This window comes from uncultured Mesonia sp. (genome assembly GCA_947499595.1).
GTDB lineage: Bacteria > Bacteroidota > Bacteroidia > Flavobacteriales > Flavobacteriaceae > Mesonia > Mesonia sediminis.
Map to the genome: position 1 here is coordinate 140,195 of CANMOY010000001.1, position 26,500 is coordinate 166,694.

Below are 26,500 nucleotides of genomic sequence, written 5' to 3' on the forward strand. Positions count from 1 at the left end.
ATCTATTGGTTTGTAAGGGTGATTAAAATTAAACTAATTATGGCCAAGAGAATTCCCCACCAGTTTTTACGGATGAGTTTCTCTTTAAAAAAGATGATACCTATTAGTGTTGATAAAAGCACAATGCTAACGTTGTTCACAATAAATACCATTGAAGCGTCTTTAAAACTTCTTAAAGCGAGGACAAAAAAGTACACCGAAAAATAATTGGGAATCCCCAGTGCAATGCCGCCTAACAAGTCTTTCTTTTTAAAAGGTATGGCTTTTCTTTTGTATTGTATAATTCCGGCAATACTACCTATTATTGCTGCAAAGAAAAATATACTCATCGAGAATAGGGCAACATCACTATTGGCTACTTGATGCTCTTCTACAAATTTTATAAGGGTTTCAATTATTCCACTTCCAAAGAAAACCCCTAGTGGAAATAGCAGGGTTTTTAACCTTATATTTTTTAATTTGTTTGATTTTAAAGCACTAAAATAAACCGCAATTAGAGCAGTGATAATACCTATTACCTTTAGGAAGTTTAAGGATTCTTGATAGTAAATAATAACAAATACTACGGGAATCGCTAGACTCATCTTACTGGCTACAGAAACGGCAGATAAACCGCTTATACGTGTAGTTTCTGCCATAAGTTTAAAAACGCTTATGAATAAGACTCCAAGTAATAGTGCGCTTAAAAAGAAAGATTGTTGTAGCCAATCTGTTACCTTAAAATCTCTTTCTAATAAAAGATAACCCGCAAAAAATGCGGTATAATAATTAATCACAATAGCGTATAGCGTATTGATATTAAATTTACCAAGAAGTTTAAATACGGTATAAATTAAACTTGAACTTATAATACTAAAAAGCAAATAGATCAAAATAGGTCGGCTTTTATATTGAATAACTCGGTAACATCTTCTTTTGCTCTATCCAATAACCAGGTTTGGTAACCTAGTTGCTGTGCTGTAGCGATATTTTCTGGTAAATCGTCAATAAATAAAGCTTCGTTTGGATTAATTTGATGCTTTTGCTGTATGTGTAAAAAAATATCTTTATTAGGTTTACGCATATTTATAAGATAGGAAAGGTAAAATCCGTGAAAACAGCATTTAAAATCAGTATAATTCGGTTCATTATTTTTAATGAAATCGATATGAAGTTCATTGGTGTTACTTAGCAAGATTAACTCAAATTGATTATCGTTATATAAGGCTTGAATAAATCGAAGACGATGATTGGGTATATCTTGTAAAATTTGGTTCCACGCGGTTTTAAAGAGAGAAGGCGTAAGGTCTTTAAAACTACGCAAATAGAAATCTGTGAACGCTTTGGTAGTTAATTTCCCAGTTTCGTATAACTGATTAAAGTGATTTATTTCGCTAAGACTAGCTTTGCAAGCATATTGGCTTAATGCTTTATGGGTAGCCATTTTATTTAGATTGATGAAAACATCACCAAAGTCAAATACAATATGCTTAATCATTCACATATAATTTTATAAGGTTATCTGCCAATTCAAATTCTTTCTTTAGATTACCTTTCACTTTTGGCGCAACAATACCAGATTCAAATTTTTTGGCTCCAATAATTTCATAAGCTTCATCCCAAAGATTACTAGCTATAAACGAATTGATAGTTCTTGTGCCTCCTTCGACAATTAAAGATTGTATGTTATTAGCGTATAGTACTTTGGTAATTTGCTTGGGAACATTTTTTTTAAAGTCAATTTGAAAATATTCAATATGTTTTTGTGTATTAGCTTTTTTAGGTTCTTCGGTAAAAACCAAGACTTTTTGATTGTCTTTAAAAATAGCCGAATTCAAATCTACTTTAAGTTTGGCATCAATTAAAACTTTAATTGGGTGTTCGCCATACCACAACCGTGTAGATAAGCTAGGGTTGTCTTTTAAAGCGGTATTTGTTCCCACCAAGATAGCCTGTTCTCTTGCTCTTAAACGGTGCGCCCATTGTTTGCTAAAAGCATTGCTAATCCATACAGGTTCTTTTTGATACTGATTTTCAGGCGCTATAAAATTATCTTTTGTTCGTGCAAATTTAATAATTATGTAGGGGCGCTGCTTTTGGTGAAAGGTAAAAAACCTTTTATTAAGCTCTTGACAATCTTTTTCTAAAAGGCCAACGGTAACATTACAACCCGCTTCCATAAGTTTTTTTATGCCATTACCAGCTACTTTAGCAAATGGATCAACAGTACCTATTACTACATTTTTGATACCTTTGGCGATAATTAAATCGCTGCAAGGGGGTGTCTTACCAAAGTGACTACAAGGCTCAAGACTAACGTAAATTGTCGATTTGGAGAGTAATTCTTCATTCTTAACTTGATGTATTGCCCGCACTTCTGCGTGAGCATCACCAGCTTTTTGATGCCAACCTTCTCCAATTATTTTTCCTTCGTGTACCACTACACTTCCTACCATTGGGTTTGGATAGGTTTTACCTATGCCATTTTTTGCCAGTTGTATGCAGCGTTTTATATATTTTTCGTGTACTTTCACGGTCTAAAATTACTAAGTTTTTTTGGAATGAGCTCAATAAAAATAAGAAGGATACAGGAATGTGATAATGAGGTTATGGCTCGAATTATTCGAAATTGTTTAAAAGAAAATAAAGCTGATTTGCCGGGTACTGCTTTCGCGGATAAAAGCCTAGATGCTTTATATGATTTTTACCAAGATTCAAATTCTCGCTATTTTGTAGCCACCAAGGGTAAAAATGTTGTGGGAGGTGCCGGAATCGCTCCTTTACCCAATACAATTGACGTGTGTGAACTTCAAAAAATGTACATTAGTAAAACTATGCGAAGGCAAGGTGCTGCAAAAATGTTAATTGAGACCTGTTTATCATTTGCTAAAAATGCTCCTTTTAAACAATGTTATATAGAAACCATGCCGCAAATGCTACCTGCCCAAAACTTGTACAGGCAATACGGCTTTGACTTTATAGACCAAGCGATGGGTGCAACCGGGCATCACGCATGTACGGTTTATATGCTTAAAGAATTATAAAATATGCAATTGAATAAGTACAAAAATTATTTTTTTAATCAGCTAAAAACTATTTATCCTGAAACTGAAATTTCGAGTTTTTGGAGCTGGTTAACCGAATTCTATTTGAACAAAACAAGAATAGAACTTGCTTTAAATCCGCATCAGCTAACAGATGAAATGAAACAAAATTTTGATGATGCTTTAAACCGACTCAAAATTCAAGAACCTATACAGCACATTCTTGGTGAAACATATTTTATGGATTATCCTTTTTCTGTTTCGCAGGAAGTGCTCATACCACGACCAGAAACCGAAGACCTAGTGCGATGGATTATAGAAGATTATAGAGAAGTTGACAGACATATATTAGACATTGGTACGGGTAGTGGCTGCATTGCTATTGCACTAGATCTTGGTATGTTTAATGCTCGAGTAACGGCTTTAGACGTCTCTGAGAAAGCTTTAAAGATTGCTGCAGAAAATGCAAAAAGGAATCGTGCTAAGGTAAATTTTATAAAACAAGATATATTGTCGACTCAAGCGTTAAATCAAAATTACCAGGTCATTGTATCCAATCCGCCCTATGTTCGGGAACTAGAAAAGTCACAAATGCAGAAAAATGTATTGAATTATGAACCTGATTTAGCCCTATTTGTAACCGACGATTCTCCGCTTTTATTTTATGATAAAATAGGTCGATTAGCCTTTAGGCATCTTGAGAAAAACGGTAGCTTATATTTTGAGATTAATCAATATCTAGCAAAAGAGACGCTAGATTTACTCCGTAAAATCGGATTTAAAGACGTGGAATTACGAAAAGACCTTTATGGAAATGACCGAATGATAAAAGCAAGTTTATGATTAAAAATTATAGTTCAAATAAGCTTAAAAGTATTGCTGTATTTTGTGGTAGCAATACAGGAAGTAATGAAAAAATAATAAAACAAAGCTATGCGCTCGGGGTTCATCTCGCACAAAACGATATTAAGTTGGTATTTGGGGGCAGCAAACTAGGATTAATGGGACAAGTAGCAAATGGAGCACTTGATCATGGCGGTTTAGTGTATGGGGTAATTCCCCAATTTCTTAAAAGCAAAGAGATAGTTCATACCCAACTTACCAATCTTGTTACCACAAAAGATATGCATGAAAGAAAGTTGAAAATGCAAGAAATGAGTGATGGTTTTATTATGCTTCCTGGCGGGTTTGGTACCTTAGAAGAGTTTTTCGAAATTTTAACTTGGGCACAATTGGGTTTACATCAAAAACCAATAGGTATCTTGAATTCCGAAGGATATTTTGATGATCTCTTGAAAATGATAAAAGCTATGGTTGAATCTGGGTTTTTGAAACAAGAGAACTTAAATTTAATAGTTGTCTCAAAAAATGAATCATCATTATTAGAAAAGATGCACCTTTTTGTACCACCCAATAAACCCAAATGGATCACTAAGAACCAAACTTAAACCTATATAAATGAATAATACAAAAGAACAAAAATTAGAGGCTTTTGGCCGTTTATTAGATATTATGGATGACTTGCGAGAGCAATGTCCTTGGGATAAAAAGCAAACTTTAGAGAGTCTAAGACATTTAACTATTGAGGAGGTTTATGAGCTAGGAGATGCAATTTTAGATAATAATTTAGACGAGCTAAAAAAAGAATTAGGAGATGTTTTACTACACATTGTTTTTTATGCTAAAATAGGAAGTGAAAAAAACAGCTTTGATATTGCCGATGTAGCTCATGCTATATCAGATAAACTGGTAGCGCGTCATCCTCATATTTATGGAGATGTAAAGGTTAAAAACGAAGAAGAGGTCAAACAAAATTGGGAGAAACTTAAGTTAAAAGAGGGAAATAAAAGTGTTCTTTCTGGGGTTCCTAAAACATTGCCCGCATTGGTCAAAGCAAATCGTATTCAAGATAAAGTAGCTGGAGTGGGATTTGATTGGGAAACGCCAGACCAAGTTTTTGAAAAAGTAAAAGAAGAATTACAAGAATTAGAAGATGCAAAAAATAACAAATTGCAGAAAGAGATAGAAAATGAACTTGGAGATGTTTTTTTCTCTTTGGTGAATTATGCTCGTTTTTTGAACGTAAATCCAGAAAATGCACTAGAGAGAACCAATAAAAAGTTTATCAAACGCTTTGGTTATATAGAAGATAAAGCAAAAGAAAATAAAAAAAGTTTACATCAAATGAGCTTAGACGAAATGGATGTATTTTGGGAAGAAGCTAAACAAAATGACTAAAAGCTGCTCAAAATAGGAATTAAACGATTGTTTGTTTATTTTCATCTATCTTTAAGAATAATTTTACTACAAATGAGAGAGAATTTTGTTTTATTAATAATGTTTTTAGGTTGCTTTAGCCTTTTAGCGCAACACGATCAAGATTTAGAAATTTGCAAGGCAGAAAGGTTAGCTGCAAAAAAGCATATAAATTTTAAAGCTAGTGGAAATACAGGCAACTACGATATTAATTACCATATGCTAGATTTAGATCTAGATCCCAATGTTTCTTATATCTCGGGCGAAATTACCACCCAGTTAACCGCTACTTCAAATACAATGCAAATTATATTTGATTTAGCCGCAAATATGCAGGTAAACGCGGTAAACCTTACTAACGGAGCTTCTTTGAGTTTTTCTAGAGTGGGAGATGAATTAATTGTTCAACTTCCTAATTTACTTATGGCGGGTCAAAGTATAAGTTTGACTGTCGATTATGAAGGAAACCCTATAAGTTCGGGTTTTGGTTCTTTTGCCCAAACCACCCATAATAATCGAGGTATAATATGGACGCTATCAGAACCATATGGTGCTAAAGCTTGGTGGCCTTGTAAACAAGATTTAAACGATAAAATAGATAGTATAGATGTTTACCTTAATGTACCGAAATTTAATACCTTTAATGAAGAAAATATAGCTGTAACCAATGGGGTGGAGCAAAGTAGTGTAGTTAATAACGGTATAAAAACAACACATTTTAAACATAAATACCCTATTCCAGCCTATCTAATTGCGGTAGCGGTAACTAATTACAGCACTATTTCAAATAACTATAGCCATAACGGAATTACTTTTCCGTTAATAGACTATGTATATCCAGAAAATTTGGCTTCTGCCACTGTAGAGTTACAGCAGACGCCTCTTATTATGGATTTGTTTTCGAATAAGTTTGGAAGCTATCCTTTTTCAAACGAAAATTATGGCCACGCTCAATTTGGGTGGGGAGGTGGCATGGAGCATACCACCATATCTTTTATGGGGAATTTTAGCCGAAGATTAATAGCCCATGAACTGGCTCACCAATGGTTTGGAAACCAAATAACTTGTGGCAGTTGGCAAGATATATGGCTAAATGAAGGCTTCGCGACTTACTTGTCAGGTATGGTTATAGAAGATTTTGATGGAAGTGCAGATTTTAATAATTGGAAATTTTCAAAAGTCAATCAAATTACAAGTGCCCCCGATGGTAGCGTTTATATACCGGCACAAGACACCCTAAGTGTTAATCGGGTTTTTAGCAGTAGGTTAAGTTATGGTAAAGGCGCAATGGTATTGCATATGCTAAGAAAGAAATTAGGTGACACCGATTTTTTTGGTGCCTTAAATGCTTATTTGAATGATCCTAACTTACAATATAACTACGCAAAAACCGATGATTTTAAACAAGTTGTAGAGCAATTCACGGGTCAAAATTTAACCGAGTTTTTTAATGATTGGGTTTATGGAGGGGGGTATCCTAGCTTTAGCATAAATGCCACTCAAAGTGCTAATCAAGTACAACTTAGCCTAAGTCAGTCACAAAGCCATAGCAGTGTTAGTTTTTTCGAAGCACAAGTTCCTATACGTTTTAAAGGGAGTAATAATCAGGCACTAGATGTGGTAGCAGATCATCAACAAAATAATCAAATGTTTACGTTTAATGTTCCGTTTACAGTTACTCAAATTGAAATAAATCCAGAGTTTGATTTAATTGCAAATAATAATACCGCAAATCTATCAGTCAGCAAAGTAGAGAAAGAAGAAATAAAGGTTTTTCCCAATCCGGTAAAAGAAATTTTATATGTTACAAATCCGCAAAAGCTTAAAAAATTAAAGCTGTATGATTTGTCGGGTAGAGTATTGGTGAAAACTTCATCAGCTTCTGTAGATGTAAAACATTTACCAGTTGGAGTATATATTCTTCAAGTTCATTTAAAAACAGGTGAGGTTATACAGAAGCAAATTCGTAAAGAATAATGCTGTTATTTACCGTGGAGTTCCTTTAGTAATTCAGGATTCATAACATGTTTACCATCAAAAGCGTGAATACTTAATTTTTTACCGAATAGCGCTCTCGCTTTTTGTAATTGTAAATTAAGTTTTTCTTTGGTAAGGTATTGGTCTTGTCTGCCATAAATCAAGAAAACTTTTGTTTCTGAACTCAGGTGTGAAAACGCTTTGACGTCAAGTTCCGCTGGTATGCTCCCTGAATGAATAAAAATTTGCTTCGGATTTAATTTTCGTTTAGCTATCCAACGCAGCGCTATAGAAACCCCTTGAGAATATCCTAAAATATTTAAAGGCAACTCACTTTGTTTATTTTCAACTCTATGAACGGCATCTAAATACTGAAATAAGTTTTCTAATTCTAGCCAGGTATTTTCTTTGGTGAGCCAACTGGCACCAACATGTTTAAAGTCTGATTTTTGATAATATTTTGAAGGAGCCTGCGGAACAATAAAGTAATTCTTTTGCTGGTCAAACGATTTGAAGTAACGAGCAAAGTATTTGCTGAGGTAGCCCATGCCGTGGAAGCAATACCAAAACTGCTCAGTCTGAGGTCCTAAAAGATTGAGGGTAGAATAGGTGTTGGTGTGTTGGTAAGAAACTTCTTTTTCGAGACTACTCATATCTTATGCATTTTGTATTTTTACCCTTTCAAAATGCGAATTAAACGTATTTTAATTACATAAAAAAATGAAAAAAGATACAACAAAGTTATTGGCAGAATTAAATGCTCGATGCGAAAACACTTTGATGGAAACACTAAACATTGTTTACACGGCAATTGGAGATGATTTTTTAGAAGCCGAAATGCCAGTAAATTCAAAAGTTTATCAACCCGACGGTGTCTTGCACGGTGGGGCAATGGTGGCTTTAGCCGAAAGTGTAGGAAGTGCGGCCAGTATGATTTTCCTAGATAAGGAAAATTATTATATACGCGGGATAGAAATATCGGCCAATCATGTTAAAAGTATTAGCGAAGGGCTAGTCAAAGCTAAAGCTAAGTTCTTACATAAGGGACGCACCACTCAAGTTTGGGATATAAAATTAACCAATGAGCACGGTCAATTAATTTCTGCAGTTAAATTGACAACTCTAGCTATTCCTAAAAAATAACTTATGGAAAGTGACCTTTTCTTTAATTCTATAACCAATCATTTAAAGGCTCAAAAACCTTTGGTTGTATATCGAAAACCAGGCCAGTCCCTGGTGACCGCTCAATTACAACAGAAGTTAACAAAGCAAACTTTTAAGCAGCATCAACAAGAAGGTTTTATTTTTGCACCATTTTATAAAGATGAAGCCAGCTATTTTTTTTCAATTAGAGATGCCGAAATTTTGAAGTTAACTAGTTTTGATAAATCTTCAATAGATTATTCAGAGCCAACAGTCTTGCCAGTAGAACGGGAAATTTTGTTTCAAAAACAGCAACATGTAAGGCTTATTTCTGCAGCGATTGATGAAATTAAGCAGGGCGGTTGCCAAAAAATCGTAGTTTCACGAATCGCAAAATATGCGGCAAAAGATGATGCACTGAGCTATTTTAAACGTTTGCTTTATAAGTACGACTCTGCCTTTGTGTATATGTGGTATCACCCCGACGAAGGGCTATGGTTAGGAGCTACTCCTGAAGTTTTAGTTAGAACGCATAGAAATAAATTAAAAACAATGGCATTGGCTGGAACTCAGAGTGCCAATGAAAATCAAACAAATTTTGTATGGGGAGAAAAGGAGAAAAAAGAGCAAGCCTTTGTTACTGCTTTTATAAAAGATAACTTAAATGCTATCAATGGAGTTGAGCAAATTGAAATTTCAAGTCTAAAAACGCAGGTTGCGGGAAAAGTTGCGCATTTAAAAACTGATATCAGTGCTAAGTTTAATCCAGAAAAATTTAAAGAAATTATCAAGCAATTGCATCCTACACCTGCGGTTTGTGGAACACCAAAAGATGAAGCTAGTTGTTTCTTAGCCGAAAACGAAAATTATAAACGTAGTTATTATTCAGGATATTTAGGAGAAATAAATAAATCGGTCACTCAAGACCGCAATCCGCGAAAGCGTAACGTAGAAAATTCAGCTTTTAGAAGCTTGAGTAAAGAAACTGATTTATATGTGAATTTACGTTGTATGAAATTAAATGAAGGTTGTGTTCATCTGTTTTTAGGAGGAGGAATCACTGAAGAATCGGATCCAGAAATGGAGTGGGAAGAGACTTTGAAAAAAGCCAGTACTTTAGCTTCTATTTTATAGTAAGCTTTACAATTATTAATCTTTATATACGGGGTATTTTACTAATTTTGAAATAAAATTTAATTTATGCAAATTTCGAGCATTCCATTAGCTCAATCGGTTGTCTTGTTATGCTTGTCAAAGGGTATAAATCATATTGTGATATCTCCCGGTTCAAGAAATGCCCCGCTTACTATAAGTTTTTCAAATCATCCTGAAATTAAAGCTTTTAGTGTTGTAGATGAAAGATCTGCTGCTTTTGTGGCCTTAGGGATGGCGCAGCAATTAAATAAGCCTGTTGGGTTATTGTGCACCTCTGGTAGTGCTTTACTAAATTACTATCCTGCTATAGCAGAAGCTTTTTACAGCGATGTACCTTTAGTGGTAATTTCTGCAGACAGACCCGTAGAGCGTATAGATATTGGTGATGGGCAAACCATTCGACAAAAAAATGTCTTTAGCAATCACATTTTATACGAAGCCAATTTACATTCTGAGGTGGTTACAGATGTATACCCTAACGATGAGAAAATTCAGCAAAAATTTGGAGAGGCCAAGTTGCATAATCAGCGTGAAATTAATTTAGCTTTAAATACAGCTATTGAGAAGAATGGTCCGGTTCATATCAATGTACCTTTTTATGAGCCGTTATATGGTTTGGTAGATAAACCCACAGTCGCTCCTTTGTTAATTGAACCCAACTTAGCTAGTAAAAAGTTAGAGATGCAGGAGGTGAAACCTTTTGCAGATAAATGGAGCAAAGCCAAGCGTAAACTAATTATTGTTGGTGTTTTGGCGCCTAATAGTATCGAGCAGCAATATTTAGAAATTTTGGTAAAAGATCCGTCGGTGCTGATTTTTACTGAAACTACATCAAACTTGCACCACCCAAATTTAATCTCTCGTATAGATAAGCTAATTGCACCACTTGAAAATATACCTAATCCAGCTGAGGCTTTTGAAAAATTACAACCAGATATTTTAATTAGTTTAGGCGGTCTTATTATTTCAAAGAAAGTAAAAGCATTTTTAAGAAACTATCAACCTAAGGAACATTGGCATGTAGGTACCAACCAAGCCTTGAATACCTACTTTTGTTTGAATAAACATTTTGATGTGACCATAAATCATTTTTTTAGTGTTTTTTTTCCAATGATTAAAGAAGTAGAAAGTGATTATCAAGCGTTTTGGATAAATAAAAAGAATCAAAGAGATACTCACCATCAGGCGTATATGGAAAATTTACCTTTTTCAGATTTAAAAGCTTTTGAGTATTTGGTGCAAAATTTACCCCAAAAACAGTTGGTTCATTTTTCTAATAGCAGTATCATTCGATACGCCCAACTTTTTAAATTTAAACCTCATCAATATATTTATTGTAATCGGGGAACAAGCGGTATTGATGGAAGCAGTTCTACTGCAATTGGCGCCGCCATTGTTAGTGATTTCCCTACGACCCTAGTCACAGGTGATCTAAGCTTCTTTTATGATTCTAATGCTTTGTGGAATAATTATATCCCGCATAATTTTAAAATTATTTTAATCAATAACGGGGGAGGCGGAATTTTTAAAATTTTACCTGGAGCACAAGAGAATCCTACGTTTGAAACATATTTTGAAACCAAACATCAATTAAATGCATCTCACCTCTGTAAAATGTATGGTTTTGAGTACCATTGCGTACACCAAGAAACCACATTGGCAGACTGCTTGTCTCATGTTTTTCAACAAAATGATAAACCCCAATTGGTGGAAATTTTTACAGGAAATGAGCCCAATGATGTTTGGTTAAAAAATTATTTTAAATACAAAACGAAAAATTAGAATAAAACTTGATTAAAAAGAAAATTAAATTTATCTTGAGCATTATATTAATATATTAACAAATAAAATTATGAGTAAATTTGATGAAAAAATGGGTGATTACATCAAGCACCTAGACGAAATAGAAGGTAATCACGACATCGATCTATTACGCAAAGTGGCAAAGGGTTTAGGACCATCTATTTATAATAGAGATGCCTCGACAGTTTCAGGATCAGACGATAAAGAATTACAAACCGTTAAAAATAACTTTTTAATCAAAAAGTTAGGTTTGCCTGAATCTGATGATTTGATGGATGCTATACACAAGGTTATTGATATCTACGGACGTTCAAAACCAAATAAATATAGAGCTGTTGTATACTACTTGTTAACGAAACATTTTAACAAAGAATCTATTTACAATTAATTTTGTTTAAATTATAGAAGAACGAAAAGAACCTTTTTTAGGTTCTTTTTTTGTTTAATGAAATTTACCATAATCATTATGCGTACATTTGCACAAAATTTATAGCTATGCTTGCAATTGGGCAAACTCACAAACTTATTATAGATCGCGATACCCCTCCTGGGCTTTTTTTAAGAGATGATTCTGGATTAAAAGAAAACGAAATATTACTTCCTAACAAATATAAGCCAGAAGATTTTGAAATTGGTGATGAAATAGAGGTTTTTGTTTATTTAGATCACGAAGAGAGACCAGTAGCAACTACTTTGAAACCTTATGTCGCCTTGGACGAATTCGCTTATTTAAAATGTGTAGAGGTGAATAAACTAGGAGCTTTTCTTGACTGGGGATTAGAAAAACATTTATTTGTCCCTTTTAAAGAGCAAGCCTATCCTATGAAGGAAGGAGATTGGTACCTTATTTTTTGTTACTTAGATGAAACTTCAGAGAGGTTGGTTGCTTCAAGTAAAGTATTACATTTTTTAGATAATTCATCTTTAAGTGTGGCTCCTTTTGAGCGGGTAGAATTGTGGGTAGCCAATAAAACGGAATTAGGGTTTAATGTAATTGTAAACGACTTACACCAAGGTTTGGTTTATCATGATGATGTTTTCCAAGATTTAAAAACTGGAGATAAGCTTAAAGGTTGGGTTAAAAAAACAAGGAAAGACAATAAAATTGATATTGTACTCAAACGACCAGGCTATAGAAGCATAGAGCCTAATGCCGATAAGATTATACACGAATTACAGCTTCAAAACGGTTTCTTGCCTTTGCACGATAAATCAGAACCTGAGCAAATAAAAAAGCTTTTGGCTATGAGTAAGAAAAGCTTCAAACGCGCAATAGGTACGTTATATAAAAAACGAATGATAGAAATAAAGCCAGAAGGGATTTATCTTATAGAGAATTAAGCCATCGGCGTAAATCTTCATTGGTTTTTTTAAGAAATTTAGGAGCATCAAATCGGTAACCAATAACTACAGAAAAGTAGCGTACCGCATCGTCAACTTTTGCGTGTGAATTACTGGATTGATTTTGAACTTGGGTATAAGCCCGAATGCCCGAATAAAAGGAATCTGTAGTATAACCCAAACTTAGATCTAAGGTACTGGTGGTTAGTAGATGCGTAGAGCTATTTTTATTTTCACTAGTGTGGAAGGCTCCAAGGCCAATCGATAAACCACCGGCAACTAAAAAGTGTTCGTTGATTACCCAATTATAGTAATAAGCTGGGTTAATAGCTAGGGTATAAAAATTGGCATTTTCTACTTGATCTAAAACCCGAATTTTACGTAGTGCTGTAAACGAGTAAGAAATGGCTGGTATAAAACTTCCAGCACTAATCATTTGTCTTTGATTTTCAAAATCTTTAGCCCGGAAAGAAAAATTTGGATTAAAATTAAATCCGGTTTTACCTGTTATTTTAAGCGAATTGGCGCTTGGTAAATGTGTAGTGGAATAGTCTACAGCCCGTACTTTAAAACCATTTTGCTTATAGAAATCAATCTCTTGAATCCACGGTCCTGGGTATAAATTTAAAGAAAAGGCAAAGATTTGTCCATCTTCCTTATCTCGGTTACTATTAAATATTTCTGGTGCGAAGCCAAAACTAAATGCTAATAAATCATAATTAAAAGACAGACCTAAAGTTGTTTTTCTATTCGGTATAACCTCAATATTGGTTTTTAAATTTTCATTATATAAAGAAAATTCATTACTCGTATTAATCAGATTGGTTCTAATTAAAACCTTATTTGGGTATTGCCTAAAGTATTGATTTTGGGCTAGACTGTCCTGCGCACGAAGACAGAATATAGTTGAGTATGCTAGAACTAGAATACAAATTAAATCTCGTTGAAACATAATTAATTAAGATAAAAATTGAAATTTCTACCTCTTGCATTTTTGTTGCCCATGTAATTTCCTCTATAAAAATACCCATACGGATTTCGAATAAAGGGCCTACTCATATCTTCGTAAGCTTCATTTTTAATACCTCCGTCTCTGGTTTTTCTAGGATCTGTGTCTACTCTAAATTCCGTTTGACGATTAAAATTGCTTCGTGAGTCATAATAGACTTCAACCCTTTGTTTAATTTGTTGTAGTTGTCTAGTAGGTAGTTGCATAGAGTAGTTTGCCTTATTTTTGTTGTAGTGTTTTTCTTCAACTAAAGCAAGCATATCAATCTTTTTAAAAGTAGAAAATTGATGCATCTTTATTGGCGGTATGCTAAAGTTACGTTCTTTTGATTCTATAGCGCCTAAAAAAGTGCCTAACGCAAGGCTATGGTTATTTAAGCGCAAGGGCAATTCTAAGTTGTAATTTGTCTGTGGAATCTTTTGTGCTTGTTTTAGCTCTTGCCCATTTACAAACATAGCTATTGACATAAAAAGAAGTAATAAAAATTTTTTCATAATCAGCTTTTCGCGGAATAATTTTAAAGCAAAAACTATGCTAAAGATATTAATAATAGAGTAACTGTACTTAATTATTAGCTATTTTTGCTGTATTATCTAGTCTATATGAAATTGTTATTACTTTTAAGACATTTGTAAATTGCAATTAGAATTAATAAAATTAATCTTATAAAAATTTAAGTATGAGTAAAATAAATTGGCAGACCGCAAAAACATATGAAGATATAACTTACAAGAAAAGTAACGGGGTAGCTCGAATTGCATTTAACCGACCCGAGGTTAGAAATGCGTTTAGACCCAAAACTACATCAGAGCTTTTAGACGCATTTCACGATGCACAAGAAGATACAAGTATTGGTGTAGTTTTACTGTCGGCAGAAGGACCTTCGCCTAAAGATGGTGTGTATAGCTTTTGTAGTGGGGGAGATCAAAAAGCACGGGGGCATCAAGGTTATGTTGGAGAAGATGGTTATCATAGATTAAATATTCTTGAAGTACAACGCCTCATTCGGTTTATGCCAAAAGCAGTGATTTGTGTAGTACCCGGTTGGGCAGTAGGAGGCGGACATAGTTTACATGTGGTATGTGATATGACTTTAGCGAGTAAAGAACACGCAATTTTTAAACAAACAGATGCAGATGTAACCAGTTTTGACGCAGGTTATGGTTCAGCTTACTTAGCCAAAATGGTAGGACAAAAAAAAGCACGCGAAATATTTTTTCTAGGCCGTAATTATTCGGCTCAAGAAGCCTTTGAAATGGGAATGGTAAATGCTGTGGTACCCCACGATGAATTAGAAGATACCGCCTATGAGTGGGCCCAAGAAATACTAGCCAAAAGTCCAACCTCTATTAAAATGTTGAAATTTGCAATGAATTTAACCGATGATGGAATGGTAGGCCAACAGGTTTTCGCTGGTGAAGCGACACGATTAGCTTATATGACAGATGAAGCCAAAGAAGGAAGAGATGCTTTTCTAGAAAAAAGAAAACCAAACTTTGATAAAAAGTGGTTGCCATAAAAAATGAAAGATTTCGTAAATAATTCAATTGACCTAAATGATTTACCAGATTTTGAATCGGTTCATCTAGAAATTAGTGAAAAAAATTATTTTATAAAGATGGTCATGCAATGGGCCATCTTTTGCCTCGTTTACAGCTTAATTTTATTAGCGCTTATGAATGCTAAATGGGGTATTCCTATATGGATTTTCAAGCTAAGCAGTTTTTTTGCTTTTAGCTTTGTTTTAATAGGCGTCTTTTTAAGTTTTAAACGCTATAAGAGTATAGGTTATGCTTTAAGACAGAAAGATGTGATTTTTCAACGGGGTTGGTTAATAAAAAAAACAACTGTCATTCCCTTTAACCGTATACAACACGTGGCTTCAAAGCAAAGTTTTTTAGATAAAAAATTGGGGCTGGCTGTACTAAGAATATATACCGCTGGTGGTTCAGGTAGTGATATTAGTATTGTAGGTCTTTTGCCTAAAGAGGCCTTAAAAATTAAAGAATTTATAATTCAGTTAATCGATGCCGAAGAAAGAACAGAATAAGCTCTTTGCTATACCACAGAATCAAAATAAACTGGGTATTTTGTTTATTTTTCTTTATTCTTTATACAAAATTACTCGGGGACTTATAGCCATTTTTCTCTATAGTGCGCTCACCCAAAAGCTTAGTAATTACTGGTTTTATATCGTATTGGGCTTAAGTGTATTATTCTTAATTGTATTGGTATTTAGTTATTTATCTTATAAGAATTTTAAATTTCATATTGATTATAAAAATTATAGGTTTGTTCTCAAACAAGGTGTTTTTACCTCAAATACTCTAGATATTTCCTTACAAAGAATACAACAAGTTTATGTTAAAAGAACAATTATTCATCGAATTATAGGGGTTTGTAGTTTGGTGGTAGAGTCTGCCGGAAGTTCCGATAAAGAAATTGAAATCAAGGCATTATCAGAAGATAAGGCATTGGCCCTACAACAAGAATTATTAGCGCTTAAAGCGGAAGAATATTCGGTAAATAAAGAGTTAAGTAATGACTTGGAGAATGAAGTTTCAAATGCAGATAAGTTTGAACAAGCCGAGGATTCTTTATCAAAGAATAATGTCGAGTGGACTTATAAATTAGGTCTTAAGAAGTTATTATTATTGGGATTAACCAGCAACTACTTCAGAGGTCTAGGATTAATCATAGTGTTTATAAGTACCGTATATGGTCAATTTTCTCAATTTGTTGATGATAATCCATATTGGAAAGGGGCAGAAGAGTATTTGGAACAAGAGTATACTAGTGTATTTGAAATAACTTTGGTATTGGTTCTCAGTTTTTTCATCTTATTTGCCTTAAGTATCCTAGTAAGTATTATAGAAACCATTTTAAAATATTTTGAGCTTAAGATCACGAAGAAAAAAGAATCTTTAGAAGTTGAAATGGGCTTAAAAACCAACACTAAATGGAGTTTAAATCCGAATCGGGTTCAAATAGTAACCCATAGCTCAAATCCATTACAAAGTCGGTTGGATTTACATCAGCTTCAATTAGCACTAATTGGCAGCGATGACCAGATTAAAAAAAATAGTCTTAGTATTCCTGCTTTGACTTTAAATAAGTTGCTGCAAATTCAAAACTTTTTGTTTTCAGTAAAATTAGAAAAAGGAGAATTCGTTAGAATGTATCCTGTTTGGCTGTTTAAGCGATTAGTTATAACTACACTGCTACTTGGGGGTGCATTCTTTTTAAATTATTTTGTAGGTTGGTTTAGAATAGAATTGCTGGCCTCAATTCTAATTCCTGTTGGATTAATTTTGTTTACATTACAATTTTTTATCTTTCGGAGTTCTAAATTGGCTATTACTCCAAATTTTGTAATTAAAAGTGAAGGTGTTTGGTTTAAAAAAAGAAAATATATCGAGCTTTACAAGATACAAGCCTTTAGTGTTCAAGAACCAATTTTCTTAAGGAAAAGGAAGTTGGTGCATATTACTTTTCATACCGCTGCGGGAGATTTACGTTTTAATTATCTTCCTAAGAGCTATTGTGCTCAATTGAATTATTTGCTTTATCGTGTAGAATCATCGCGACAGGCTTGGATGTAAAAAAAGCCTTCATTTTATATGAAGGCTTTTTAAATCATAAAATACGTTTTTTACTAAAGCATCGTTGGAAATTGTTTTGGATTTACTTCATTAAAAATTGAATAAACTTTGTCAAACACATCATCAACAGAAGGCTTAGAAAAGTAGTCCCCATCTGTACCGTAAGCAGGTCTATGTGCTTTGGCGGTCAAGGTTTGCGGTTTACTATCTAAGTGAACATAAGCATTTTGTTTTTCTACAATTTGCTGAAGTATATAAGAAGAAGCTCCACCTGGAACATCTTCATCGATAACCAATAACCTGTTTGTTTTAGCCACACTTTTCACAATATCGTGATTTAAATCAAAAGGTAGTAGCGATTGTACATCTATAATTTCACAATCTATACCTATTTCACTTAATAACTCCGCAGCGTCTTCAATTATCCTCAACGTTGACCCGTATGAAACAAGGGTAATATCTTTTCCTTCTCTAATGGTTTCAACTACACCAATAGGTGTTTTAAACTCTCCAAGATTATTAGGTAACTTTTCTTTTAAGCGGTAACCGTTAAGACATTCGACAATTAGGGCCGGTTCATCACTGGCTAGCATTGTATTGTAAAATCCTGCAGCTTTGGTCATGTTTCGGGGTACCAATATGTGAATTCCTCTTAAAAGGTGAATAATACCTCCCATAGGTGATCCGCTATGCCATATACCTTCTAATCGGTGGCCTCTTGTTCGTACAATTAGCGGTGCTTTTTGTTTTCCTTTTGTTCTATATTGTAAGGTTGCCAAATCATCGCTCATTATCTGTAGAGCATACAATAAGTAATCTAAGTATTGAATTTCTGCAATAGGTCTTAATCCGCGCATAGCCATACCAATTCCTTGTCCAAGAATTGTTGCTTCGCGAATACCCGCATCGGCCACTCGTAGTTCGCCATACTTTTCTTGCAAACCTTCTAAGCCTTGGTTAACGTCACCAATGTTTCCGCTATCTTCACCAAAAATTAGGGTTTCTGGTTTACTACCAAAAATAGCATCAAAATTATCTCGAATCACTATTCTAGCATCAACAAGCTCTGCCTCCTCATCATAAGTTGGTTCTACACTTTCAATATTTATTGCTGTTGAAGCGCTCTCACTATACAAATGACTACTATAGTCTAATTGGGTTTTAGAACTAAACTCTTTTGTCCAATTTAATAAAGTCGATTTTTGTGAAGGATTTTCTTTTATTATCAAACGCAACACATTTCTGGCTGCCTGTAAAACCTGGTGTTTTTCAGGGTTTTTATGAGCGGCTAATTTTTTTATTACCGCCTCTATTTTTTGCGTTGCTTGTGATTCTGGAGCTAATTGATTTAAAATATCAATCAATTGCTTTTGAGCAGTTTTAGCGGGCTCAGTAACTTTCTCCCAAGCAGCTTTTTTGCCTTCACGCACAGTTTTTTTCGCCTCTTTTTCTATGGCTTCTAACTCTTCTTCATTCGCAAAGTTGTTAGCAATAATCCATTGACGCATTTGTGCGTTGCAATCAAACTCCTTTTCCCATTCTAAACGCTCTTTTGATTTGTAACGCTCGTGAGACCCTGAAGTAGAATGACCCTGAGGTTGCGTGAGTTCGCGTACGTGAATTAAAACAGGAACGTGCTCTTCTCTTGCAATTTTATCGGCTTTTTGATAAGCTTCAATTAATTCTGGGTAGTTCCAACCGTTAACACAAATTATCTCATATCCCTCGTTTTTTTCATCACGTTGAAAGCCTTTTAATATTTCAGAGATGTTTTGTTTTGTAGTTTGATGTTTTGCATGTACAGAAATACCATATTCGTCATCCCAGACACTTATTACCATAGGAACTTGTAAAACGCCGGCGGCATTTATTGTTTCCCAAAAAAGACCTTCACTTGTACTAGCATTACCTATGGTTCCCCAAGCGATTTCATTGCCTTTATTAGAAAATAATTCTTGATCTATACCTTCAACATTTCTGTAAATTTTAGAAGCTTGAGCTAATCCTAGTAAGCGAGGCATTTGGCCTGCAGTAGGTGAAATATCTGCACTTGAATTGGCTTGATTAACTATAGGTTTCCATTGGCCATCCTCTTGCAAACTATGGGTTCCGAAATGTCCACCCATTTGACGTCCTCCCGACATTGGTTCTTGTTCAATATCTGTATTTCCGTAAAGTCCTGCAAAAAACTCTTCTACAGATAATAGGTTTAACGCCATCATAAAGGTTTGATCACGGTAATAACCCGATCTAAAGTCACCATTTTTAAATGCCTTAGCCATGGCTAGTTGAGGCACTTCTTTACCATCACCAAATATCCCAAACTTGGCTTTTCCTGTTAAAACTTCTCTACGACCTAGTAAACTGCATTCGCGGCTAATCACGGCTGTTTTATAGTCTTTTAAAACTTCTGACTTGAAGTCTTCAAAGGAAAGGTCTATATTTTCTTTTACTTCTTTCTGCATGCTTAAATCTTTTTGAGAACGGCACGAAGATAAGAAATTAGAATCAGATTTTCAACAGAAAATGAATTGAGGCATTAATAATAATTTCTGTTTAAGGCTTTATGATTAAAATTATCATAAAAAAACAATTTAAAAAGCCTTGTTTGTTGCGTAATTCTAAAAATCGCCAATTTTTATTAGCATTTTTACACTGTTGGTTCTTCTAATAATATTCATCTGTATTGTGTAACTTGGACGTGTAAAACTTAATACCAACGTCTTTTAAAAAGGCTTACAAGTGTTTTTAAATCTAAGGCTACAATAAACCGTATTTTTTGATCGTAATTGTATTGACTGGGTTCCCAACCTAAGCTCGATTGTAATGGGAAAAATACCTCAAAATAATCTTGTACTAAGCTAAGCCTTATTCCAGAATCATATAGAAACTTAGCGTCCTTATTTTTATTCTTTACTACACCGGCATCCGCGTAAGCGTGAATCCAATTCCAAATACTAAAACTTCCATTAATTGTGCTTATCCATTGGTTGGCAAAACCTGGTTGAATTTTTGACTTGAAGCCGCCTTCGGCCGCAATAAACTGCTGACTAAATAGACCGCTGGTTTCACTTCTACCGTAATAATTGTAGTCAAACATATAATCTGACGGGCGGTCAAGGGCAAAGCTAAAATAATCTTCATTACGGGTATCATTAAACAAGAACGCCCCTGCAAACACACGTAGTTCTAACTGCCTATTGTTTAAAAATAATTTACGCCACTTTGTTGTTACCGAGATTTTACTGAATTTCTTAGCCACTTGGTAATCAAAATTTGCAGTAAAATAATCGGCAAAGTTTCTGTCGCTATAGTTGTACTGCAAATTCATTACGCTATAATCAGGATTTTGATTGGTGGCGAATAAGCTCTGGTCTTTACGAACATTTACGCTTCGAATGCTTAACGATTGTCTTTGGTTACTGCGTAAATAAGGATTTCTAAAATTTAAACTAAAATAAGGTACAACACGGTAATAAAAAGCATCTGGTGCATAAGACATTCTGGTACCACTTATCCCCAGCCGAATGGCATGTAATTCTTGGTTTTGAAAAAATGTATTGCTAGAGACACCAATAGAACCAATTAATGCATTACTATTTAAACCGATTTTTGGAGAAATATTAAAATTAAAATTTTGAGGTAAAACAGCACGATTATGCAATTTAGGACCTATAATGAAGCCATCGTATAAATTATAATCAAATTCAGGAATTAAAAAGAGCTGCTTGTAATAGGGGTCTTCAATATCCATAAGCAACCCCACTTGGGGTGGTTTATTAAAAACTCCTTTAAGACTTTTATAGTTATTTCTCTGATTATATTCAGGTATGATTTGTTCATGATTTAAGGCTATGCGGTCTATAGCGTCTTTAGAAATATGAATCTTACCTTCTCCGTTTTTAATTCTTAACCAATGTTTACTTACTATATTCTTACCATTTAATCCGTACACGGCAACGGGTAAATTTTTATGATTTTTACTGGTTACGATTACTTGTAAAGAATCGTTTTTAGTAGTTACCTTTTTTATTTTAAAATCAATTGGTAGATTGGTTTGAATATACTCATTAAAAAACCAATCGATTGGCTTTTTTGTATATGTTTTGAATGCACTCTTTAGCTTCGTAAGGGCTAAAGTGTCTTTTTGTTTATTTTGATAAAATGCCGATAATGACTTTTTAAACGCTTCATCATTAGCTAAATAATCTTTTAAATAATTTAATCCTAAACCAGCTTTGTAAGGCGTTGCAATATTTTTATTAAATTTTAATAATGAATCTTGAGTGGTGGTTATAGCTTGGTCAAGATTAATACGCGCCATATTTTGGTACAACAATGCATAACGCTTATTAAAATCTAATTCGGAGGCATGGAACCAACGGATGCCTATAAGTTCGCTAAAAGCGCCTAAAAGCTTGGTGTCTTCATAATAGGTTGCTACATAATTCATCATTAAATGCACCAATAAAGCTTCTTTAATCCAATTTTCTTTTCTGGGCTCTAAATTTAATTGTCCTTTTAATAATTTATTGGTAATGGTTTTAAACATTTTAATATCATATTGAAAACCATCGGGGAAGGGGCGAATGAATTTTGGGAGTTGATTTAAACCATATACAGGGTTATCGGCATAATCGGTTTTCGTAACCAGTAATTTTTCTTGATTTAAATGGCCCAGATTTTTATTTAGGTAATGTAAAATGCGGTGTACAATAATATTCCGGAAAGGCTGGGGCACCTCGTCATCTTCAATATTAGAAAACACTTGCATTAAATCGGTGTTAAACTGCTCATAATCTGGGTTGGTGGTTAGATGAAAATCTAATTGTCTGAGGTTTTTTCCGCTAAGGCGGATATTTTTAGTTTGTGCTATGTGGTTAACGTGCACTTTTTTAAAATTAGAAAAAATATAATAATTTTCTGGCACTATAAAATCAACGATTAAATCTATAGGAGCCATATAAAAATCATCTACATTTTTATGGCTATATACCTTCCAGCTTTGAGCATATACCGCAGGGGTAAGCAACCAATAGCGTAAAATAAAATCTGAATCTTTATAGCCATAGCGTGTGAATTTACTATGGGGTATTTTTAAATTATATTCGAGATTAATTGAAATATGCTTTTGCGGAGGCAATTTTTTTTCTAATTGAATCACCAAGAGGTCAGGTTGATTTTTGGGTCGAAACCAATTCAAGTTAGAATCAACATTACGTATACTTAAAATTTGTGTTTTACCTCTTTCTGAAGCTTTAGCATAGTGAAAATTACGCTGATAGTCTTCTCTAAATCTATAGGCTAGAGGTGTTTGTTTGTTACTAAAAGCATTTATCCAATCATTAAGATAAATGACCTCGAGACTATCTTTTGAATTGTTTTTAAAAGTTAAGTTTTGCGAAACTCTCATTTTCTTTTCTGCAGCCTGAAGCGTAACTTGAGCAGTTACTTCATGCTGTGCGAAAACAGAAGCGCATTTAAGTAGAATTAGAAAAAAAAAGAGGTGCTTGTGCATAAAAGAAAACAATGGGTACTTATTTATAACAAGCAAGTACCCAAAAATTTTATTAGAAATTCGGACTTAAATTAAATTCATCGTAGAACTTATTGAGTATCTCAATAACCTCTTCTTCGGTGTCAACCAATTGTATTAAATCCATGTCGCTTGCGCTGATATTTTTGAAAGAGTCTAATAATGTCGTTTTGACCCAGTCAAATAATCCTCCCCAAAATTCGCGCCCCACTAAGATTATAGGAAATTTATCTATTTTATGAGTTTGTATTAGCGTGATGGCTTCGAATAATTCATCTAATGTGCCAAAACCACCAGGCATTACTACAAAACCTTGAGAATATTTTACAAACATTACTTTACGCACAAAGAAGTAGTCAAAATTTAAGTTTTTGTCTTTATCGATATAAGGATTGTCATGTTGCTCAAAAGGTAAATCTATATTTAAACCAACCGAAACACCACCTGCTTGGTGTGCACCCTTATTTCCAGCTTCCATAATACCAGGGCCACCTCCTGTAATGACACCGTAGCCGTGTTCTACAATTTTGGCAGCAATGCTTTGTGCCAATTGGTAATATTTGTGATCTTCCTTAGTACGTGCCGATCCAAATATTGAAACACAAGGACCAATTCGGCTCATTTTTTCATAGCCTTCAACAAATTCACCCATTATTTTGAAAATGGCCCAACTGTCATTGGTTTTAATCTCATTCCATCCCTTGTGTCTTTTTTCGTTTCTCATTTTCATTTACTTAATAATGTTATTTATATTAAATTTTTAGTACCAATCTCTTTTGCCAAGAATTGGGCAGTATAGCCTTTACTTTGTTTTACTATCTCTTCTGGGGTACCGGTCGCTACAATTTCCCCACCGTTTTTACCTCCCTCAAAACCAATGTCAATAATATGATCTGCCAATTTAATTACATCCATATTATGCTCTATAATCAAAACAGTATTCCCTTTAATCACCAATTTATTCAGCACCTTCATCAATACATTTACATCTTCAAAATGCAATCCAGTGGTGGGTTCATCTAGAATATAAAAAGTATTACCAGTATCTCTTTTTGATAATTCTGTAGCCAATTTTATTCGTTGCGCTTCGCCACCCGATAGGGTAGTACTTTGTTGTCCCAAACTGATATATCCTAGACCTACATCTTGAATGGTTTTGAGTTTCCTGTAAATCTTTGGAACCGGTTCAAAAAAATCTGTAGCTTCATCGATGGTCATCTCTAAAACATCGTTAATAGATTTTCCTTTATAACGAATTTCAAGTGTTTCCCTATTAAAGCGTTTACCTTGGCATGTTTCGCATTCCACGAAAACATCAGGTAAAAAATTCATCTCAATAACTCGTAAACCTGCACCACGACAAGTTTCGCACCTCCCGCCTTTTACATTAAAACTAAACCTCCCTGGCTTATAACCTCTTATTTGAGCTTCGGGTGTTTTAGCAAATAAACTTCTAATTTCAGAAAAAACTCCTGTATAAGTGGCGGGATTTGACCGTGGTGTTCTGCCTATTGGAGACTGATTAATGTCTATAACTTTATCTATATGTTCAAGTCCCTTTATGTTTTTATAAGGTTTGGGTTCTTTAACCCCATTAAAATAATGCGCATTCATGATTGGATATAGCGTTTCATTAATAAGGGTTGATTTACCACTTCCTGAAACACCGGTAACTACAATCATTTTTCCTAAGGGGAAAGTAGCTGTAATATTTTTTAAATTGTTACCCGTTGCCCCTTTAAGTACTATTTTTTTACCGTTACCATCTCTTCTTTTTTCTGGAATTTCAATCGCAACCTTTCCATTTAAATAAGATGCCGTTAGGGTTTTCTGTTTTAATAATTGATTGGGACTACCCTCGCTTATAATTTCACCACCATTTCTACCTGCCTTAGGACCTATGTCAATAACATAGTCTGCACGTTCAATCATATCCTTATCGTGCTCAACTACAATTACAGAGTTACCTACGTCTCGTAAATTGAGTAAAGAATTGATTAATTTTTCATTATCACGTTGATGCAAGCCTATACTAGGTTCATCTAATATATAAAGTACCCCGACCAATTGCGAGCCTATTTGCGTTGCCAGTCGTATACGTTGAGCTTCACCACCAGATAGACTTTTCGCACTCCGGTTAAGATTAAGATAATCTAGCCCTACATCAAGTAAAAACTGTAGGCGGGTTTGAATTTCTTTAATAATTTCTTCGGCAATTTGAATTTGTTTTTTACTAAGCTGTTGTCTTATTTCAGCAAACCATAGGCTTAGGCTAGCAATATCCATTTGGGCTAGCTGAGCGATGTTTAAATGATTGACTTTAAAATATAAACTCTCCTTACGCAACCTAGTTCCTGCGCAAGTGGTACAATCAATTCTATCCATAAAAGCCTTGGCCCATCTTTTTAATTTCCTAGAATCATTGTCGTTAAAAGTTTTATCTATAAAAGGTATTACGCCTTCAAAATCTATTTTATGTGAACGTTTAACACCTAAATCCTTAGAATTTGAAGTGAATTTTTCTTTACCCCCATGCAATATCAAATTGAGTGCTTCTTGGGGTATTTTTTTTATGGGATCGCTAAGTTTAAAATCATAGCGTTGCGCTATAAGTTCTAACTGTTTAAAAGCCCAGTTTTTTTTGTAAGCACCATAAGGTATTAAACCGCCTGCTTGAATAGACTTCTTATTGTCTGGAATAATTTTTTCTATATTTACTTGATACAACTCGCCAATACCATTGCAAACAGGACAGGCTCCCTTTGGTGAATTAAAAGAAAAGTTATTAGGCTCTGGATTAGGGTAAGAAATACCCGTAGTAGGACACATCAGGGTCCGACTAAAATACCGCTCTTTTTTATCTCCATGGTTAATAATCATGAGTACATCATCTCCATGGTCTAAGGCGGTTAGTATACTATTGTATAATCTTTTTTGCGTATTTTCTGTTTCGTCAATAGCTAATCGGTCTATGACAATCTCAATATCATGGGTTTTATACCGATCTAGTTTCATGCCTTTTTCTATATCGATAATCTCACCATCGACACGTACCTTTACAAAACCCTGTTTAGCAATTTGTTCAAATAATTCACGATAATGTCCTTTACGTGAACGAATAACTGGTGCAAGAATGTTAATGCGTTGTCCTAAATAATCTTTAGTAATTAGTTCTTGAATCTGCTCATCACTATAGCTTACCATTTTCTCTCCCGTTTCATAACTATAGGCATCAGAGGCTCTTGCATATAAAAGTCGTAGGAAATCGTAAATTTCGGTAATAGTGCCAACAGTACTTCGGGGACTTTTACTAGTGGTCTTTTGTTCTATAGCAATGACAGGAGAAAGTCCTTCAATTTTATCTACATCAGGCCTTTCAAGACCACCTAAAAATTGTCTGGCATAAGCCGAAAACGTTTCTATATACCTACGTTGGCCTTCTGCATATAGGGTGTCAAATGCCAACGACGACTTACCCGAACCGCTAAGACCGGTTATTACCACCAGTTGATCTCGCGGAATCTTGACATCAATATTTTTTAAATTATGCACGCGAGCGCCCAGTACTTCTATAAAATCTTCAGAGTTTTTCATAACAAATTTTGCAGACTGCTAATTTAGCCAATATTAGCTTATAGTGAAAATACCAATCTTA

The 26,500-nt window shown here is 34.3% G+C and carries 23 protein-coding genes; 13 read left to right on the top strand and 10 right to left on the bottom strand.

Translation table 11 applies throughout. From position 1 onward, the window contains the following. Window positions 1-2: 2 nt before the first annotated feature. The 3 genes from ACH2AZ_RS00635 to ribD are packed head-to-tail and all read right to left on the bottom strand — an operon-like array spanning window position 3 to window position 2,513. Window positions 3-872, bottom strand: a complete 870-nt coding sequence (locus ACH2AZ_RS00635) for an EamA family transporter (protein WP_379044903.1) — start codon at window positions 870-872, stop codon at window positions 3-5. After that, entirely contained in the window at window positions 869-1,477 is a 609-nt protein-coding gene (locus tag ACH2AZ_RS00640) for an HAD-IA family hydrolase (protein WP_394906169.1), read from the bottom strand. Before ACH2AZ_RS00640 ends, ACH2AZ_RS00635 begins: the two co-directional genes overlap by 4 nt. Continuing rightward, entirely contained in the window at window positions 1,470-2,513 is a 1,044-nt protein-coding gene (gene ribD / locus ACH2AZ_RS00645; RefSeq protein ID WP_394906170.1) for a bifunctional diaminohydroxyphosphoribosylaminopyrimidine deaminase/5-amino-6-(5-phosphoribosylamino)uracil reductase RibD, read from the bottom strand. Before ribD ends, ACH2AZ_RS00640 begins: the two co-directional genes overlap by 8 nt. Window positions 2,514-2,540: 27 nt before the next feature. On the opposite strand from ribD, the gene ACH2AZ_RS00650 reads away from it, so the two are divergent. The 5 genes from ACH2AZ_RS00650 (at window position 2,541) to ACH2AZ_RS00670 (ending at window position 7,256) form a co-directional block, all read left to right on the top strand. Then, on the top strand, window positions 2,541-3,023 hold the full coding sequence (locus ACH2AZ_RS00650; protein ID WP_394906171.1) for a GNAT family N-acetyltransferase: 483 nt from the start codon (window positions 2,541-2,543) through the stop codon (window positions 3,021-3,023). A gap of 3 nt (window positions 3,024-3,026) precedes the next feature. Next, the gene (gene prmC, locus ACH2AZ_RS00655) at window positions 3,027-3,866 is read left to right on the top strand and encodes a peptide chain release factor N(5)-glutamine methyltransferase (RefSeq protein ID WP_394906172.1); all 840 of its coding nucleotides are present in this window, start codon (window positions 3,027-3,029) and stop codon (window positions 3,864-3,866) included. Further along, the gene (locus tag ACH2AZ_RS00660) at window positions 3,863-4,471 is read left to right on the top strand and encodes a TIGR00730 family Rossman fold protein (RefSeq protein WP_394906173.1); all 609 of its coding nucleotides are present in this window, start codon (window positions 3,863-3,865) and stop codon (window positions 4,469-4,471) included. Before prmC ends, ACH2AZ_RS00660 begins: the two co-directional genes overlap by 4 nt. 10 nt (window positions 4,472-4,481) lie before the next feature. Then, window positions 4,482-5,261, top strand: coding sequence for a nucleoside triphosphate pyrophosphohydrolase (gene mazG / locus ACH2AZ_RS00665; RefSeq protein ID WP_394906174.1), 780 nt, complete (start codon window positions 4,482-4,484; stop codon window positions 5,259-5,261). Between the two features lie 72 nt (window positions 5,262-5,333). Next, complete coding sequence (locus tag ACH2AZ_RS00670) at window positions 5,334-7,256, top strand: M1 family aminopeptidase (protein ID WP_394906175.1); 1,923 nt, start codon at window positions 5,334-5,336, stop codon at window positions 7,254-7,256. A gap of 5 nt (window positions 7,257-7,261) precedes the next feature. Here ACH2AZ_RS00670 and ACH2AZ_RS00675 read toward each other — a convergent pair whose 3' ends face one another. Then, window positions 7,262-7,909: an alpha/beta hydrolase gene (locus ACH2AZ_RS00675; RefSeq protein ID WP_394906176.1), complete on the bottom strand. Its 648-nt coding sequence runs from the start codon at window positions 7,907-7,909 to the stop codon at window positions 7,262-7,264. A 67-nt stretch (window positions 7,910-7,976) separates the two neighbouring features. On the opposite strand from ACH2AZ_RS00675, the gene ACH2AZ_RS00680 reads away from it, so the two are divergent. From ACH2AZ_RS00680 to ACH2AZ_RS00700, 5 genes are all read left to right on the top strand, one after another. Next, window positions 7,977-8,399: a hotdog fold thioesterase gene (locus tag ACH2AZ_RS00680; protein WP_379044876.1), complete on the top strand. Its 423-nt coding sequence runs from the start codon at window positions 7,977-7,979 to the stop codon at window positions 8,397-8,399. 3 nt (window positions 8,400-8,402) lie between these two features. Continuing rightward, window positions 8,403-9,533 (top strand): chorismate-binding protein, encoded by a 1,131-nt coding sequence (locus ACH2AZ_RS00685; protein WP_394906177.1) that lies wholly within the window; start codon window positions 8,403-8,405, stop codon window positions 9,531-9,533. A 66-nt stretch (window positions 9,534-9,599) separates the two neighbouring features. After that, the gene (gene menD, locus ACH2AZ_RS00690) at window positions 9,600-11,336 is read left to right on the top strand and encodes a 2-succinyl-5-enolpyruvyl-6-hydroxy-3-cyclohexene-1-carboxylic-acid synthase (protein ID WP_394906178.1); all 1,737 of its coding nucleotides are present in this window, start codon (window positions 9,600-9,602) and stop codon (window positions 11,334-11,336) included. A gap of 70 nt (window positions 11,337-11,406) precedes the next feature. Continuing rightward, window positions 11,407-11,745, top strand: coding sequence for a DUF2853 family protein (locus ACH2AZ_RS00695; RefSeq protein WP_379044867.1), 339 nt, complete (start codon window positions 11,407-11,409; stop codon window positions 11,743-11,745). Between the two features lie 107 nt (window positions 11,746-11,852). Continuing rightward, window positions 11,853-12,698: a S1 RNA-binding domain-containing protein gene (locus ACH2AZ_RS00700; protein ID WP_394906179.1), complete on the top strand. Its 846-nt coding sequence runs from the start codon at window positions 11,853-11,855 to the stop codon at window positions 12,696-12,698. Here the strand turns inward: ACH2AZ_RS00700 and ACH2AZ_RS00705 are convergent. Next, on the bottom strand, window positions 12,685-13,650 hold the full coding sequence (locus ACH2AZ_RS00705; protein ID WP_394906180.1) for a DUF4421 family protein: 966 nt from the start codon (window positions 13,648-13,650) through the stop codon (window positions 12,685-12,687). The two genes, ACH2AZ_RS00700 and ACH2AZ_RS00705, sit on opposite strands and share 14 nt — an antisense overlap. A gap of 2 nt (window positions 13,651-13,652) precedes the next feature. Then, window positions 13,653-14,201 carry a hypothetical protein gene (locus ACH2AZ_RS00710; RefSeq protein ID WP_394906181.1) on the bottom strand — a complete coding sequence of 183 codons (549 nt, stop codon included), beginning with the start codon at window positions 14,199-14,201 and terminating at the stop codon, window positions 13,653-13,655. A 185-nt stretch (window positions 14,202-14,386) separates the two neighbouring features. On the opposite strand from ACH2AZ_RS00710, the gene ACH2AZ_RS00715 reads away from it, so the two are divergent. Genes ACH2AZ_RS00715 through ACH2AZ_RS00725 form a run of 3 tightly spaced genes read left to right on the top strand, consistent with a single transcriptional unit; the run spans window position 14,387 to window position 17,309 of the window. Further along, window positions 14,387-15,226: a 1,4-dihydroxy-2-naphthoyl-CoA synthase gene (locus ACH2AZ_RS00715; RefSeq protein WP_394906182.1), complete on the top strand. Its 840-nt coding sequence runs from the start codon at window positions 14,387-14,389 to the stop codon at window positions 15,224-15,226. Window positions 15,227-15,229: 3 nt separating this feature from the next. Next, window positions 15,230-15,757 (top strand): PH domain-containing protein, encoded by a 528-nt coding sequence (locus ACH2AZ_RS00720; RefSeq protein WP_394906183.1) that lies wholly within the window; start codon window positions 15,230-15,232, stop codon window positions 15,755-15,757. Then, window positions 15,735-17,309: a PH domain-containing protein gene (locus ACH2AZ_RS00725; RefSeq protein ID WP_394906184.1), complete on the top strand. Its 1,575-nt coding sequence runs from the start codon at window positions 15,735-15,737 to the stop codon at window positions 17,307-17,309. Before ACH2AZ_RS00720 ends, ACH2AZ_RS00725 begins: the two co-directional genes overlap by 23 nt. Before the next feature lie 53 nt (window positions 17,310-17,362). Here ACH2AZ_RS00725 and ACH2AZ_RS00730 read toward each other — a convergent pair whose 3' ends face one another. From ACH2AZ_RS00730 to uvrA, 4 genes are all read right to left on the bottom strand, one after another. After that, complete coding sequence (locus tag ACH2AZ_RS00730) at window positions 17,363-19,774, bottom strand: thiamine pyrophosphate-dependent enzyme (RefSeq protein ID WP_394906185.1); 2,412 nt, start codon at window positions 19,772-19,774, stop codon at window positions 17,363-17,365. 245 nt (window positions 19,775-20,019) lie between these two features. Continuing rightward, window positions 20,020-22,827 carry a metalloprotease gene (locus ACH2AZ_RS00735; RefSeq protein ID WP_394906186.1) on the bottom strand — a complete coding sequence of 936 codons (2,808 nt, stop codon included), beginning with the start codon at window positions 22,825-22,827 and terminating at the stop codon, window positions 20,020-20,022. A gap of 52 nt (window positions 22,828-22,879) precedes the next feature. Beyond that, window positions 22,880-23,569, bottom strand: coding sequence for a TIGR00730 family Rossman fold protein (locus ACH2AZ_RS00740; RefSeq protein WP_394906187.1), 690 nt, complete (start codon window positions 23,567-23,569; stop codon window positions 22,880-22,882). A 23-nt stretch (window positions 23,570-23,592) separates the two neighbouring features. Then, window positions 23,593-26,439, bottom strand: coding sequence for an excinuclease ABC subunit UvrA (uvrA, locus tag ACH2AZ_RS00745; protein ID WP_394906188.1), 2,847 nt, complete (start codon window positions 26,437-26,439; stop codon window positions 23,593-23,595). Window positions 26,440-26,500 lie beyond the last annotated feature (61 nt).

Coding starts and splice junctions, on each gene's coding strand:
- ACH2AZ_RS00640 (WP_394906169.1), bottom strand. CDS start 1,477: ATGATTAAGCATATTGTATTTGACTTTGGTGATGTTTTCATCAATCTA.
- ACH2AZ_RS00650 (WP_394906171.1), top strand. CDS start 2,541: ATGAGCTCAATAAAAATAAGAAGGATACAGGAATGTGATAATGAGGTT.
- prmC (WP_394906172.1), top strand. CDS start 3,027: ATGCAATTGAATAAGTACAAAAATTATTTTTTTAATCAGCTAAAAACT.
- ACH2AZ_RS00660 (WP_394906173.1), top strand. CDS start 3,863: ATGATTAAAAATTATAGTTCAAATAAGCTTAAAAGTATTGCTGTATTT.
- mazG (WP_394906174.1), top strand. CDS start 4,482: ATGAATAATACAAAAGAACAAAAATTAGAGGCTTTTGGCCGTTTATTA.
- ACH2AZ_RS00670 (WP_394906175.1), top strand. CDS start 5,334: ATGAGAGAGAATTTTGTTTTATTAATAATGTTTTTAGGTTGCTTTAGC.
- ACH2AZ_RS00675 (WP_394906176.1), bottom strand. CDS start 7,909: ATGAGTAGTCTCGAAAAAGAAGTTTCTTACCAACACACCAACACCTAT.
- ACH2AZ_RS00680 (WP_379044876.1), top strand. CDS start 7,977: ATGAAAAAAGATACAACAAAGTTATTGGCAGAATTAAATGCTCGATGC.
- ACH2AZ_RS00685 (WP_394906177.1), top strand. CDS start 8,403: ATGGAAAGTGACCTTTTCTTTAATTCTATAACCAATCATTTAAAGGCT.
- menD (WP_394906178.1), top strand. CDS start 9,600: ATGCAAATTTCGAGCATTCCATTAGCTCAATCGGTTGTCTTGTTATGC.
- ACH2AZ_RS00695 (WP_379044867.1), top strand. CDS start 11,407: ATGAGTAAATTTGATGAAAAAATGGGTGATTACATCAAGCACCTAGAC.
- ACH2AZ_RS00700 (WP_394906179.1), top strand. CDS start 11,853: ATGCTTGCAATTGGGCAAACTCACAAACTTATTATAGATCGCGATACC.
- ACH2AZ_RS00705 (WP_394906180.1), bottom strand. CDS start 13,650: ATGTTTCAACGAGATTTAATTTGTATTCTAGTTCTAGCATACTCAACT.
- ACH2AZ_RS00710 (WP_394906181.1), bottom strand. CDS start 14,201: ATGAAAAAATTTTTATTACTTCTTTTTATGTCAATAGCTATGTTTGTA.
- ACH2AZ_RS00715 (WP_394906182.1), top strand. CDS start 14,387: ATGAGTAAAATAAATTGGCAGACCGCAAAAACATATGAAGATATAACT.
- ACH2AZ_RS00720 (WP_394906183.1), top strand. CDS start 15,230: ATGAAAGATTTCGTAAATAATTCAATTGACCTAAATGATTTACCAGAT.
- ACH2AZ_RS00725 (WP_394906184.1), top strand. CDS start 15,735: ATGCCGAAGAAAGAACAGAATAAGCTCTTTGCTATACCACAGAATCAA.
- ACH2AZ_RS00730 (WP_394906185.1), bottom strand. CDS start 19,774: ATGCAGAAAGAAGTAAAAGAAAATATAGACCTTTCCTTTGAAGACTTC.
- ACH2AZ_RS00735 (WP_394906186.1), bottom strand. CDS start 22,827: ATGCACAAGCACCTCTTTTTTTTTCTAATTCTACTTAAATGCGCTTCT.
- ACH2AZ_RS00740 (WP_394906187.1), bottom strand. CDS start 23,569: ATGAGAAACGAAAAAAGACACAAGGGATGGAATGAGATTAAAACCAAT.
- uvrA (WP_394906188.1), bottom strand. CDS start 26,439: ATGAAAAACTCTGAAGATTTTATAGAAGTACTGGGCGCTCGCGTGCAT.